The sequence below is a fragment of the Thioalkalivibrio sp. ALJ2 genome, assembly GCF_000378325.1.
Lineage (GTDB): Bacteria > Pseudomonadota > Gammaproteobacteria > Ectothiorhodospirales > Ectothiorhodospiraceae > Thioalkalivibrio.
The window spans coordinates 101,525-115,198 of record NZ_KB899560.1 but is presented as its reverse complement, the minus strand read 5'-3'; the positions used below and the strand labels follow the sequence as shown (position 1 = coordinate 115,198).

General features: G+C 55.0%; 12 protein-coding genes and 1 pseudogene. 4 read left to right on the top strand and 9 right to left on the bottom strand.

Going from position 1 to position 13,674, the window contains the following annotated elements; translation table 11 throughout:
* Positions 1-85: 85 nt before the first annotated feature.
* A pseudogene (locus tag F468_RS14410) lies at positions 86-1,009 on the bottom strand (beta-ribofuranosylaminobenzene 5'-phosphate synthase family protein); the annotation flags it as partial.
* On the opposite strand from F468_RS14410, the gene F468_RS14695 reads away from it, so the two are divergent.
* Positions 914-1,114, top strand: a complete 201-nt coding sequence (locus F468_RS14695; protein ID WP_231362972.1) for a hypothetical protein — start codon at positions 914-916, stop codon at positions 1,112-1,114. The pseudogene F468_RS14410 and the gene F468_RS14695 sit on opposite strands and share 96 nt — an antisense overlap.
* Before the next feature lie 228 nt (positions 1,115-1,342).
* Here the strand turns inward: F468_RS14695 and F468_RS0112950 are convergent, their stop codons facing one another.
* From F468_RS0112950 to F468_RS0112935, 4 genes are all read right to left on the bottom strand, one after another.
* Positions 1,343-1,522, bottom strand: a complete 180-nt coding sequence (locus F468_RS0112950) for a (4Fe-4S)-binding protein (protein ID WP_018174272.1) — start codon at positions 1,520-1,522, stop codon at positions 1,343-1,345.
* Between the two features lie 51 nt (positions 1,523-1,573).
* On the bottom strand, positions 1,574-2,686 hold the full coding sequence (locus tag F468_RS13850; RefSeq protein ID WP_018995337.1) for an NADH:ubiquinone reductase (Na(+)-transporting) subunit F: 1,113 nt from the start codon (positions 2,684-2,686) through the stop codon (positions 1,574-1,576).
* A gap of 76 nt (positions 2,687-2,762) precedes the next feature.
* The gene (locus tag F468_RS0112940; protein ID WP_018174270.1) at positions 2,763-3,164 is read right to left on the bottom strand and encodes a group 1 truncated hemoglobin; all 402 of its coding nucleotides are present in this window, start codon (positions 3,162-3,164) and stop codon (positions 2,763-2,765) included.
* 88 nt (positions 3,165-3,252) lie between these two features.
* Complete coding sequence (locus tag F468_RS0112935; RefSeq protein WP_231373198.1) at positions 3,253-4,434, bottom strand: fatty acid desaturase; 1,182 nt, start codon at positions 4,432-4,434, stop codon at positions 3,253-3,255.
* Between the two features lie 589 nt (positions 4,435-5,023).
* Between F468_RS0112935 and F468_RS0112930 the strand changes: the two genes are divergently transcribed.
* Positions 5,024-5,302, top strand: coding sequence for a hypothetical protein (locus F468_RS0112930; protein WP_018174268.1), 279 nt, complete (start codon positions 5,024-5,026; stop codon positions 5,300-5,302).
* Here the strand turns inward: F468_RS0112930 and F468_RS14605 are convergent.
* A complete protein-coding gene (locus F468_RS14605; RefSeq protein ID WP_196800032.1) occupies positions 5,299-5,613 on the bottom strand; it encodes a hypothetical protein in 315 nt (104 codons plus the stop codon). The two genes, F468_RS0112930 and F468_RS14605, sit on opposite strands and share 4 nt — an antisense overlap.
* 324 nt (positions 5,614-5,937) lie before the next feature.
* Between F468_RS14605 and F468_RS14790 the strand changes: the two genes are divergently transcribed.
* Positions 5,938-6,822: a DUF5131 family protein gene (locus F468_RS14790; protein ID WP_018995335.1), complete on the top strand. Its 885-nt coding sequence runs from the start codon at positions 5,938-5,940 to the stop codon at positions 6,820-6,822.
* Positions 6,823-6,949: 127 nt separating this feature from the next.
* Here F468_RS14790 and F468_RS0112920 read toward each other — a convergent pair whose 3' ends face one another.
* From F468_RS0112920 to F468_RS14400, 3 genes are read right to left on the bottom strand one after another with little or no spacing between them, the layout of a single operon-like run.
* Entirely contained in the window at positions 6,950-7,591 is a 642-nt protein-coding gene (locus F468_RS0112920; protein WP_026278839.1) for a response regulator transcription factor, read from the bottom strand.
* The gene (locus F468_RS0112915) at positions 7,584-10,055 is read right to left on the bottom strand and encodes a PAS domain S-box protein (RefSeq protein WP_018995334.1); all 2,472 of its coding nucleotides are present in this window, start codon (positions 10,053-10,055) and stop codon (positions 7,584-7,586) included. The genes F468_RS0112920 and F468_RS0112915 overlap by 8 nt, the downstream gene beginning before the upstream one ends.
* Positions 10,056-10,059: 4 nt before the next feature.
* The gene (locus tag F468_RS14400) at positions 10,060-11,226 is read right to left on the bottom strand and encodes an acyl-CoA dehydrogenase family protein (protein WP_026278840.1); all 1,167 of its coding nucleotides are present in this window, start codon (positions 11,224-11,226) and stop codon (positions 10,060-10,062) included.
* Positions 11,227-11,702: 476 nt separating this feature from the next.
* Here F468_RS14400 and F468_RS0112910 point away from each other — a divergent pair, with 476 nt between their 5' ends.
* Complete coding sequence (locus F468_RS0112910; protein ID WP_018174264.1) at positions 11,703-13,631, top strand: sigma-54-dependent Fis family transcriptional regulator; 1,929 nt, start codon at positions 11,703-11,705, stop codon at positions 13,629-13,631.
* The last annotated feature ends 43 nt before the right edge of the window (positions 13,632-13,674 follow it).

Genomic DNA, 13,674 nt, shown 5'->3' with positions numbered 1-13,674 from the left:
CGTTACCATATGTAATATCGCGGGTCGGGTCATTCGTTTCCTCGCCTTCTGTGTGAATTAAAACTAGAGGGATACAGCTGGCCGGTTAGAGCGAAGCCTCCGGGCAGACTTCGGACACCCTGCGGCCGTGATTGGATGCTGCAACAGTGCGGAAATGCAGTGACTTCTCATCCGAAAAACGGCGATTGGCCTTCGCGCTGACCTCTTGAGCTGTCCTTTCATCAGGCAAGATCACAAACCCCGTTGGGCCCCAGGAACTCTGCCCAACACCCTCAAAGCCAAGCGATTGAGCCCAGGCGAGAACTCTTGCGACCGCGGGACTGGCGAACCTCCCTCCCTGTGCCGGCGCGAAGTGCTCGCCCACCGTGCGCTGGATCTCCCCAATCCCTCTACCAAATCCGTCCAGATCCCGTTCCATTAGAGCCGGCGCTACCTGCATCAGGGCAATGTGACACAGATGTGCTGCTCGTTCCTGGGGAAACACCGGAAGTTGCGCAAAGCCTCCGGACTCCGCACTCCCATGCAGGCCCTGAACATCATTCACCAAAATCAGAAGAATCCGCCACTCACTCGGAAATTCTATCCGCGACAGGATCGGAGGAGGTTCCCCCCCTTCCGTTCGACCGCAATCCATCAGGAAACCGCCGAGATCAAACGCACCTATTCCAACCCCCGAGCGCCCTCCACGATCGAGGATCGTCGCAAGATTTCTCGAATTCGTTTCTAGGTTCGCCAATCGCTGTAGCGCTGTCCCTACCGCCAGAGACATCTGGGTACCCGAGCCCATGCCCGAATGTGCTGGGATAGATTCCTCTACACAGACACGCCACCGCCGCGGCGATAGACCAAAATGAGTCGCCAGCCGATCCAAGTAAGTCTCGGCACGTCGCTGGGATTGTGTATGACCCTCAAGATCCGGCCGCGCAATCTCTTCCAGGTATTCACCGTCACTAGCCACCACGACACGCGTCTGAAACGTATCGATGGCGAGTCCGAGGCTGCCAAACCGTCGGCCAAGGTTCCCGTTGAGATCGAGGAATCCAAGATGCAAACGCGCTGGGGCGCACACCCTTGCAACCGCACCGTGGAATTCCCTGGCATTACAATAATCTAGCATCAGGCGCTCCCAGGTCTCGTCACCTTTCCACCCCTACTCCTCGCCCATTCGTCCGAGCACTGCCAAACGCAACCACGTTGATTGGCTGGGGACACCAAAACAACGACCGTGAACGACGCCCACCCTCGAAACCGCTCACCCGCGATTACAGAGCCAACCTGACCTTGCTCGCCCGACGCCAGAGGTGCTCCTTGTACGGACCTAGAGAACCCCTGCGACTTCATGTTACTCCTTCACAGTAAAAGCTTTCGCTGGGCAAGCGGACACCACCTTAAGAACCTCCTCCCAGCTGGCATTCTCCGGCTTCACAATCAGCTTATCATCTTGAATAAAGAACGCCGTGGGCAAACTGTTCACGCAATTCCCACTATGAATGCACTTATTGCTATCCCAAATCACCTTCATCGTGCTCTCCTTTCTCACTTTTACCCGCATCAGTCGCGGCTTGCAATATACCTAGCGCGATAACAATGCACGTTCTCTTTGGAACCCACTAGCGACCTCACTTCCGGCCCTCGGCTTGTGGGAGCTGTCCAGAAACTTGTCGAAGTGAATTTTTGACTCTTCCAGACCAGCTCGTCTCAGGACCGATATTCCAGCATCTACCATCGGGGGTGGCCCACAAAGATACGCTTCGTACCCATCCAGATTCGATATCACCTCCGTTATCGTGTCGGTAACGTTACCCCGCCGACCTTCCCAATCGCTCTGCTCCGATTCAAGCGACAAAACAGGAACAAACTGAAAGTCACCCGCGCCTTTGGACTCGAAGGCTTTCATCTCGTCCAAGCAATAAAGATCCTCCTGCGTCCGCGCCCCGAACAGGACAGTTACATTTCGTCGACTTGGCCTGGAAAACTCCTGCTCAAGTACCGCTTTTATCGGCGCAAGACCACTACCCCCTGCGACACAAAGCATCGGGGCATCTGTCTCGCGAAGAAAGAAGGTTCCGAAAGGTCCGCGTAGTGTTACAGGCGAGCCTGTCCGGTCTTCACCAAACAGCCAGGTCGTCATGACGCCACCCGGGACGTAGCGGACGAAGAACGTTGCCGATCGGGACTCTTCCGTCTCCGGTGCCCTGGCAAAGGAGTAGTTGCGTGGCTCATTAATAACGCCGGGTACGACGAGCTCGGCATACTGACCGGCGAGATACTCCGGGAGAGGATCATTAAGGCGCACACCCACCTCAACGATATCGTGTGTCAGACGCCGATATCCTCCTATTACGCCTTCCACCTGACCCGGTTCGGGCAAGACCAGCTCGCCCGATTCAAGATCGACTTCCACCTCGATATCGCTCTTAAGCAAAGATTGGCACGCCAAGATGCAACCGGCATCCAAGTCTTCCTCCTCAAGCGTATAACTGAAGTCCACCAGAGGTTTTATCTTTCCACTAACCAACCTGGCCTTGCAGGTCCCGCAACTTCCAACCCTGCAGCTATGAGGCCACGCAATGCCATTGTCCAGGGCCGCTTTCAGAAGGTTGTCACCAGGCTGGACCGTCAACGCTTTGCCGGAAGGCTTGATGTCAGCCTTGAACGGACCCTTGCGGGCAAATAATCCAAACATAAGACAGTGTCCTTGCCAACGTTTACGAGGGGATATGAAGAAGTAAATCCTTACGCAGATGACAACGCTTCTAGCCTTAAAGGTAGACGACTTCGGGCTTAAGCGAGTACAGAATGGAAAGTACTTCGTCCCGTTCGCGCTTACCGACCTGATGCTTGTCGAGGGCCTTCAGGACATCATCCACCACGGCGACAAACTCAGTATCGTTGATGTTCATTCCCTTGTGCGCGGAAATCATGTCTTTTCCGGTATACTTCTCAGGCCCCCCGAATCCCTCGCAGCACATTTCTGTGACCAGCCGCTTTACCTCGTCGGGATCACTCGCCTCATAACGGTTCTTTACAAGGGGATTTGTAATATGATTGTGGAATATGTCTTCTACAATGGCCTCGATACCTGGCCGCTCGCCTAAGCGTTTGTAGAGTGTTGCATCTGCATCGGCCGTGGCATCTTTTACTGACTGTTCCGTAGCACTCATCGCTTTATCTCCTGATCCTACGATTTCCTGTTAGCGCACCAAGGGCGGGTGGTACGGTACGAGACCGCCACCCGCCTGGCACTTTCTTCTACAGGGCGTAATTGACGTCCATGCTGTACCCTTCAATCTCGGACGGATCGACCTCGTATCCGACCTTGCGATTGATCTTCTGCGCGATCTCGCGCTCCTCGGGGCTGGCGAAATCACGATCCCAGATGGCCAGCTTCCGCTTCATGATTCGATGCCACAGTGGCGGTACCAGTGCCAGCACGAACTCCGTGTAGTAACCGAAACCGGTATTTGGGGCACCCTGCGGCGCACCACCGACATTCGAAAGCTCCCAATAATGGGTCTCGCCTCGGTCGTGGTGGTCGGCTTGCCGGCCGATTTCAATGAACGCCCAGCTGGTAAACATGCTGTCGTTATCCCAGGAGTGACGATATTCAATCGGCTCTCCCTTCACTCGAATCAGCCCGTAATGCTCCATGTAATTCAGGGCCTCAAGTTCAAAGTTGGCGATGACCCATACGGTGAGCATGGCCGCCAATCCGATCAGCATTCCTTCCACTCCGCCGCCCCAGTAACCAAGGCCACCGAACGCGACCACCACAGGGACGCTCATCAGGTATCCACGGATCCAGCGGTTGGACAGGGAGAAGAAGGACTTGCCCTGGCGCTTCAGGCGTTTCCGTTCCGTCCGGATGCCGAAGTAGGACTGCCCAATGTGCGAAACAAGGAAGTGCTTATAGATACTGCGCCCGCGAGGTGCCGTAGCCGGGTCGACATCATCGCCCATCTTGTTACCTTCGGGACCCATCCAGGCACGGCCCAGCTCAAGATGATGGTTGTACACGTGCGCAAAGCAGAAGTGCGCCGCACCGGACAGCGCCATGATCCACCGAGAGATCAGGAAGCTGGGCCCCTTGGTATGGGAGAGCTCGTGGCCGTAGATGATACCCAGCCCTTGATGCAGGGCGACAGAAAGTGTTGCCGCCATGAGCTCCAGACCCCTAATGCCGTTGGTGTACTGCAAAGTCCAGCCAAAGGCCGTAAAGGTCTGCGTCTCGATGGGCACCCCGGCGGTATACTGGAAGACCCTCCAAGCCAGGGCCGCCATCAAGGCAACGAACACCGGAAGCATCAGATACATGACGAGATTGTGGATGACTCCAACCCCGGCAGGCCTACCGTCCTTCGTTGTAGCCGCTCCGCTGGTATGAATATTACGGGTCAGCGTATCCAGGATAATATTCAAGGTGAAGACGGTCATACCAAGCCACACCCACATTCCCCCTGCTAGCACGCCCGCCAAGGCAGCCAACAGACCGATGGGTGTCCACAGGTACACCAAGTGTCCAAATACCAATCTGCGTAACATGATGACGAAACCTCTCTCTAGTCACAGAACGTTAAGTCGGCGAATCTGGCTCTAGCCACCTTCCACAAGAGCTTTGCTCGCCTGACCACAATGTTTAGGAGAGATATCCCTACGGAACCATCCGCAAATGTACGCAACCGGTACGTACACCGTGCATCTACAGGCCATACCCTTCCCTGTTTCATGATCGATCGCGAGACCGGAGGATCCCTATCTCGCGCAATTCCCGTGGTGCTTATGCTAGACATACCCTATAAAGCGAGCATGGATTTCCAAATACTCTGTATTCAATCCGCGTTGTCTCGCAATCAGTACCGTAGTACTACCTTTTCTCTACTGAGCTTCTACTACTAGGCGCCCCGATCGACCTTAGTCTAAATATATGCATTACTCTTAATGGCCCTACCCTAGACCATTAGAGCCGTAAGCCACAACAGAACCTATTCGCACTTCCGATCAAGACCTAGAGGGGAGAAATACAATGCTTCAATCAGCACTGGAAAGAGATCTTGAGGCCAGACCCTACGAACGCCCCATCCGAGAGTTCGGCGAAATCGTAGCCAAGGATTCCGACATGCTCACTCAACTGGATGAGTGCCCCGACCAAGACTCATTTATCGAAAAATACCTCAGCATGGCCAAAAAGCACGGAAAAGAATTCACGCGCGACCAGCTTCTCGTTGCTGTTCAGGAACAGAAAATGGGGTCGAACTGGATTATCCCGAAATCGGTGTTGATGATGGTCAGGGATCGTTTTTAAGAGGAGCTTTTATGACGAACGAAATCAAGACTGACGCAGAGCGAGTCGTTGGACAGTGGGATGGTCGGTCTGCAGATGATCTCCAGAGCGAACTTGAACGCATCTTCCGGGAAATGCGAGAGGATAAGGCTCGCGACCGGCTGGTCGCCCGGCAGATGCCCCACCGAGAGCAACTCCCGGAGGACCTGCAAAGTTTTAATGCGTACCATATCTGGGGTTGCGACCCCGAGGGCCGGTGTGTTGTTGGTACGCGTGCAGACCGGATCGAACCCGTCGACAAGATCCGGACGTACTCGCTTATTGACCATCACTAGGTCACAACCATCCTCAAACATCCCTCGCGGTGGGGACTCGACATGGGACGTTGAGCATCGCCCCACCAGCGGGCAGGACCGAACCTCCGGACAGACCTCCGCCCGTCGGGATTTCGAACAACACGGCATTTTGTTGATCCAACCCTTGCATCCATATTTCGAGCCGATCGCCCCGGTTGCAGGATTGAGCACAAGACCCGACCACCGAGACGTCCTCTGGGTGTTAGGAGATGAGGACGCTGCGGTCAGTTCACCCGCTCGTATATCGTATGGTCGCGGGTCCCTCATGGCTCAAGTTTCGACCGTTAGCAAGGTTCTTTTATGTCCACACGAACCCTAATCGAATGCACGGATGCTACTTGGAACGTCGTGACGGGTTGCGAAAAGATTAGCGCTGGATGCAAGAATTGCTACGCTGAGCGCCATTGGCGACGGCTTAGTAAAAACGCAGCCACCCTCTACTTCAACCGCTCCTTTGATGATGTTAAAGCTCACGCTGATCGTTTGTCGCTGCCTCTGCATTGGCGGAAGCCGCGCCTAGTTTTCGTCAACTCGATGAGCGATCTTTTTCATCCAGATGTGCCATTTACGTTCATTCACAGGGTGTGGTCGAAAATGATGTTCGCCCACCAGCATTTTTACCAGATTCTTACCAAACGTCCTGAAAACGCCCTGGCATTTTTTCGGTGGAACTCGTCACTACCCCTCCAGCAGAGGATTCAGCCGTACTGCCGACACATCTGGCTGGGGGTCTCGGTTGAGAGTCAGCCGATGGCTGATTTGAGGATACCGTGTCTCCTTGAACTGCCCATTGCCGTCCGCTGGTTGTCCGTGGAGCCCCTCCTTTCACCGATCGCTCTGACTCCATACTTGACTGTGCGGCAGGGAGAGCCCCCTGAGCCGATCGCGATATGCGCCAAATGCAGTGGCCCAGACCGGGCTCGTGACAAGCCACACTCCATCCATTGGGTGGTCATTGGCGGAGAAACCGGACCTAGGGCCCGCCCATGCCATGTCGACTGGATCCGAGGCGTTTTAGAACAATGCCGAACGGCTCATGTACCGGTATTCACGCGTCATTTGGGCAGCCGAGCCATATGGGACGAGGAGGGGTGCACTGTGTTGCTGCCCAAATCAATTCGAACCGCGCACAACCGGGAAAGATGGCCCAAGGGCCTGAACGTAAGCGAGTATCCTGCATACTGATCTGCCGCGAGACGGATCCAAGCTCTTACTTATAGCACGTGGACAACCCGGCCCCTCTGCGAAGCCCCTTTCCGGCTAGAGACCCTGCCAACCGCATTGGAGCCCCTACCCCAGCCAGAGCGCCCCATTAGTCTGGCTCCTTTTCTGGCTCCAAACCGGCCTTCAAAACAATCTCCATAAGCTCCCCAATCGACCGGGCTCCCAGTTTGCTCATAATACTTGCCCTGTATCCTTCCACCGTTCGAACAGAAAGCTCCATCTCATACGCAATAATTTTATTGGGCCTGCCTTTGCCAAGGCGTGCCAGCACCTCTCGTTCACGTGGGGTAAGGCCGGCAATCTTCTCTTTTACACGCCTTGCATGATCTTCCTGTTCCCAGATCTTTCTGTATTCCTCGATCGAGGTGTTAATCGTGTCAAGGAGATCCTGGTCGTTGAAAGGCTTCTGCAGAAACTCCACCGCCCCGGCCTTCATCGCTCGGACCGTGATTGGCACATCCCCGTGCCCAGTGATAATAATTACCGGTAGTTTTATCCCTCGTTCTCGCAACACATCTTGAAGATCCAACCCACTCATACCTGGCATTCGTACATCTAGCACCAGACAACCACGAGTCTTCTCGTCCACCACGTCCAGAAACTCGGAAGCTGACGCATATTTCTCGCTCCTCAATCCAACTTGGTTTACCAGAAACCCAATTGAGTCACGAACCGCCGCACTGTCGTCCACCACATGTACGACGTTGTGGTCTTCCGATAAATTACTCATCCTTCTCCCCCTTCGCCTGTGGCACTGTAAAGCGGAAGACTGACCCCTGCGGACTTGTCTCCTCCAACCACAACCGACCTCCATGTGCCTCAACAATACTCTGACTTATCCCTAGACCGACCCCCATTCCCTTTTCTTTTGTAGTGAAGAACGGCTCGAACAGACGATTAGCAATATCCGGTGGACACCCATGTCCACTATCACGCACATCCACCGTCACCTCGGTCTCCTCATTCCGCGTAGCCGTTATTGTAACGTTTCTGCAACCGGGATCGCGTTCCGACACTGCTTCCATTGCATTCCGCACCAGATTTAACAAAACCTGCTCCAACTGTATGCGATCCGCCCAGACCGGAGGCAACCTATCCGGAACATCAAAGTGAACGTTTATCAAATTCTGCAATGCTTCGGACTCAACGAAGCTCTCAATCTCCCCAACAATCTGACCTAACTCAACAGAGCACTCTTCAATCTCGCCTTTTCGGGAAAACATCCGCAACCGACGAAAAATCTCGGTTGCGGTTTCAGCTTGTCGTAGCACTTGCTGGAGACCGTAGTAAAGATCATCCGGTTTATATTCCCCCGCAGAGAGCATTCGAAGACACGTCTGGGTAAAAGTGGTTATGGCGCAAAGTGGCTGATTTAGCTCATGCGCCAGTCCTGATGTCATCTCACCCAAGGTGCTCAGCCGTGCCACGTGCGTGAGCTCCGATTGGTGCAATCGATTTTGCCTCTGAGTTTCCACTAACTCGGTTATATCATGCCCTGTTGAAATAAAGTGGGTAATCTCTCCATTGGCATCTCTAAGCGGAGTTATCGTTCTTTGCTCGTGATATATACTTCCATCCTTCTTTCGATTCACCAGCTCGCCTCGATAGGCTTTTCCACTACTAATCAATCTCCAAATCTGATTGTAGAACTCCTGATCATGAAATCCTGAACGCAACACTCCAGCCGGACGCCCGATTAGCTCCTCCTTCGAGTAACCGGTCATGCATTCAAATGAGCCGTTGACGTACTCTATCATCCGGTTTCTGTCGGTTATCATGACAGCATCGGCTGCCTGCTCAAGCGCGCTGGAAAGCTTCCGCATTCGTGCTTCGGAGCGCGCACGCTGCCATTCCCGGCCGAGCCACTGGCCCATCATCTTAATCAACTCTTTATCAGCGTCTGTAAACTCATCACTCTCGGCTTTATTTCCCCAAAAACATAACGTCCCTTCGATAATGTCATTTACCAGATACCGAACTCCGATGTAGGCCACTGGCGTTTCACAACTCTTGTTGATTCCTGAACAGTTTGGACCCTGCCCATCGCCAACATAGGTGTAAGGCTCCTTCGATTTAATGGCTCGAAAGCAAAATCGGTTTGAATGCAACCCGGCGTTCTGTAGTCCATCGAGATCCATGGACCCCACTGATGCGATGATGTCGAATTCCTCACCGTTGATACTCGTTACCATACCCGCTGCCAGGCCGAACTGTGCGCAAGCCAGCTTCAGTACACCGCTCAGTTTTTCGTCGAAACAGATGTCTTCGCGGGTGCTTATCTCGTGGAATTTCCGCAATGTCTTGACGTGCTTCCGTAACTTCTCTTCTGCATCTCGCCGCTCGGCCTCGGCGTCGACCCTCGACGTGACGTCCTGCAAGATCACCATCAAGCCAGGCTGGCGCATGGTATTTCGATAACAAAGCGGAGCCATCGTAATTGCGATATATTTCCTCACGCTATCCGTTTCGCGTAGCCGCACCGTCCTTTGCGCACTCGGACTACGCCCTGTTGCAATTTCGGTTCGAAGATTTGCGATCACAGGATGGTCGTCCTTTGAAAAAAGGTCGTTCAATGCGCCCCCAAGCGTAATGCGGTTTGTGGCGTTAAGGATTTCCTGTGCTTGATGGTTTAGCGTAAGAATGACACCCGATGCATCGATCGTCATGACGCCGATAGGGGCGCAGTCGAGCAATTGGTCGAGATACTGGTTCAATTCCGGTTTTAGGTGCGGAAGCTTCTCGAAACGCACCTGAGCACGACAGAGAGCGTGATGGTGGCGCTGTCTCTGCCTGCGGCGGTTGACCGCTTCCATTAAGGCATTGGGTAGTGCAGTCAGATCCTCACTCGACCAGGGTATGACCTCGCTCCCGAGGAACGGGCTGAACATAAGGGTTCGTCTGAGGGGGCGGCATGCCTCAGGTCGAGTGAGTATGATGACTGGAAGAAACTTGTCGATCGTGTGTATTCGTTGCGCGATTTGGACCGCAAGATCAGGGCTCGTCCCAAGTAACACTACATCAACCGGCTGGCCGTCCTCTTCTAAATGGCTTGAGAGGTCAGCTTGATCATCAAGCGTCTCAAGGTCGACGTCATCCGGGCAATTTTCTCGAATAGCGTCCGCCACGGCGGGCTCGGACCCGATCATCTTGATGACAGGGCATTTTTCGGCGTGAAGAATCTCAGCATTGTGCATTCGGTCAATCCGCCAGTAATGGTTGCCCTAGCAGGGCCCTTCCAGTCCATACACGCAGCAGGTCGGTGGTTGGAGACATCAGCCCCGAGGCGCGTGCATCGCGGAGTAATCTGTGCAAAAGAGATCCGCTGCGATATCCGATTCCTCCGCACAAGGTCATACTCTCGTTTACCACGTTGACAGCGCAATCTGCCACTTCCGCCTTTGCGGACATAACTCCAATCAGTGCGTCCGGTGCACCTGCATCAAAGTTCGCAGCAGCGTAATAGGTGAGACTTCGGGTTCGTTCCAGTTGAGCCCACAGTTCGCCCAACTTGTGCTGGAGAACGGACGAATGCGATAGGCTGGTCCCGGAATGGCTGTGATAGCGACGCATGAGGTGGCCTCGCGCCTCTTCCAGGGCGGCAGTTGCAACGCCGAGGTATGTTCCGGCCAACGCAACGAGAAAATAGGGCAAGATAATGTTGAAGATGTACCAGATCTGCTCGCCTTCGCGGCCTAGTAGATTGGACCGAGGAATCTCGATGCCCTGCATCAGCATTGAACACGAAGAGTTTCCCCTTAGACCCAAACCATCCCACGGCTCACCCCAATCGAGACCTTCGGAATCCGCTGACACTACAACACAGGAAAACCGACCGAGCGAAGCGGACCCATCTCCAACGGTCACGGCGGATACAACATAGGAGTCGGCCTGGCCACCATTCGTGACGAACGTCTTTTTTCCGGTCAGGCGATAGTGTCCGCTTTCTGCATCCTCCAGCGTAGTTTCAGGTAAGTAGAAATGTGCCCCGGTTCCAGCTTCACTCAAGGATAGCGTTGTGATGTGGTGACCCGCGCAAATAGGTTCTAGGAAGCGCTGCTGCTGGTCTGGTGTGGGATTAGCGGCAATCACGGAGGATCCCACGCAGTGCATGCCGAAACAGATAGCCGTTGACGCACATTCTTGGCCCAGAACTTCACACACCTTGGCCAGCGACGACAGACCGTAACCACAGCCGCCATATGCCTGCGGGACCACCATTCCGCCTAGCCCGACGTCCTGTAATGCCCGGATCCCTTCCGCCGGCCACTCCCGCTTCTCATCGATCTGACTGCTGTAACGAGCGACGGTCTCCGTTGCGATTTCTTGGACCCTGAGCAAAACCGTGTCAAAGTTTTCATCCCGCATAAAGGCGCCTCTCAGCTGCTTTTTTACCCCCTAAGCGCTGGCAGGCTGGCCAAGCCGGAGCTAGAGGTTACATCCGGTCATGGATCCATTCACGACGGCTGGGTGGGTCGAAGGATGACGGGAACTGTAGGCAATCCCGCCCGCTCCGGAGATCGCCGTCTGGGCCAGCGTCATTGCCGCGCCCGGAGCGTGCTATATATGGTGGTTCTGCTTATCGCGGCTCCCACGCAAGGAGTGGACGCGAGTCGAACCCAGCCATGAAGTCATGAACTCATGAACAAATAATAGACGGGATGTCTACGGTCCTGTATGCGCAATAGTACGCAAGCGTCTATCGTTTCGGTTAAAAGAGGTATTCAATAGCGTATGAGGGAGTACCGCACTGCCTGTCTTGGGCATGGGTGCGTATGGCGAAGCGGGCATTGGAGTCGCAAGTTGCTTTGAAGACCTCCTCGCCCGGCAAGCAAGGAGCCAAAATGACCGACATGAGCCGGGAAACCCATAGCCGATCCATCCTGGATGCGGTATCGGGTGCCCCAGGGTGGGAAAATTCTACCGACAATCATATCCTTGCATCCTGGAAAAGGTGCCTGAGCGAATACCAGCTTGATCCAGACGCCGCCCCAGAGCCGCGATTTGTCTCCGATGGGGACCTTCGGCATCGTCGGGAAGAGTCCCGCACACTGGTGGAAATCGCCCAGGAAGAGATGACCAATCTGTACCAGCAGGTTGCTGGAACCGGGTACTCGATTCTGCTGACGGACTCCGACGGCGTACTACTAAAGTACGTCGGTGATCCCATATTCACCGATGCGGCCGCTTCAACCGGACTGCAAGCTGGCGCGATCTGGCACGAACAGTATCAGGGGACCAACGGCATCGGGACCTGCCTGGTTGAGCAACGCCCTTTGGTGATTCACAAGAACGACCATTTCTTTGGCAAGAATATCCGCCTCACCTGCTCGGCGGCACCAGTCTTTGATCCGACCGGGCGCGTCTGCGCAGTGCTGGACGCGTCCAGCGAATCACGCATGGCACAGCAACACACGATGGTCCTGGTGAACATGTCGGCCCAGTTGATCGAAAATCGCTTGTTCCTCTGCGGCATGCGAGACCACTATCTGCTCCGTTTTCACAGTCGGCCAGAATTCGTGAACACGCTCGGGGAAGGTATTGTGGCATTCGACCCTGCGGGGCGCATACTGGCAGCCAACCGCAGCGCGCTGTTCCAGTTGAACGAGAATCCTTCAGACAGAATCGTGGGGGAGCTTCTTCGAGACGTCTTCAACATTCGTGTTGACACAGCCCTGCAATACGCCCGTTCCCCGGTGACGCAGCCTGTTCCGCTGCATGACAGTCGCCAGGGTCGACGGTTCTACGTGAGTTTCCAACCACCGGCTAGCCCACCAGCCGCGAATCTTCCGTCGTCGCGAGCAGAGCACGCCAAAGTTCCCGCCCCCCAGTATGCGATGGAGGATCTTCACTGGGGCGATACCCGGATGAATCACAATATCGAGCAGGCCCGCAAGCTGCTGGACAAGGACCTGCCCTTCATGCTCCTCGGCGAAACGGGTTCCGGCAAGGACGTATTCGCGCGAGCGATACACCTGTCCAGCGCGCGCCACCGAGAGCCCTTTATCGCAGTAAATTGTGCTTCATTGCCGGAAACCCTAATTGAAAGCGAGCTGTTCGGATATCGTCCAGGCGCCTTCACTGGCGCGAGCCGCGAGGGGAGCCGCGGGAAGATTGTTCAGGCGGATGGCGGCACCCTCTTCCTTGACGAAATCGGCGACATGCCTCTAGCTCTGCAGGCGAGGCTGCTGCGGGTGCTTGAGGAGCGCGAAGTCGTCCCGCTGGGCAGCGAAACGTCCGTACGAGTGGACATTCGAGTCATAAGTGCAACACACCAGGATCTCCAGCAACAGGTCGCCGAAGGACGCTTCCGTCAGGATCTGTTCTACCGACTCCGTGGCATCAGCCTTACGATTCCACCGCTACGCGAACGTCAGGACCGCAGAGAGCTAATCCAACGTCTTCTGGAAATCGAAGCAGGGGACAGCGAGGCAGTATCCCTTGTGCCGGACGCCCTTGCCATTCTCGATTCATACCCATGGCCCGGTAACATTCGAGAGCTCCGCAGTGTCCTTCGTACGCTGGTCGGATTATCGGAAGATGGCATTATCCGGGCCGAATCGCTTCCGGAATTCACGCTGCAGAACAACCCCGAACTGGAAACACAAGCGGCCGACCTGAGCAACCCCCTGACACTCGCGGAACGCGAGACTCTCCTGCGTGAGCTAGAGGGCTGCCATTGGAATGTTTCCCAGGTTGCGGCAAATTTGGACGTCAGCCGTAACACTCTGTATCGAAAGATGAAGCGCTGCGGTATCAAGCCTCCCCGCTAATACCCAGCACGACCGCTCCAATCGCCATTACCCCGCGCAGAAC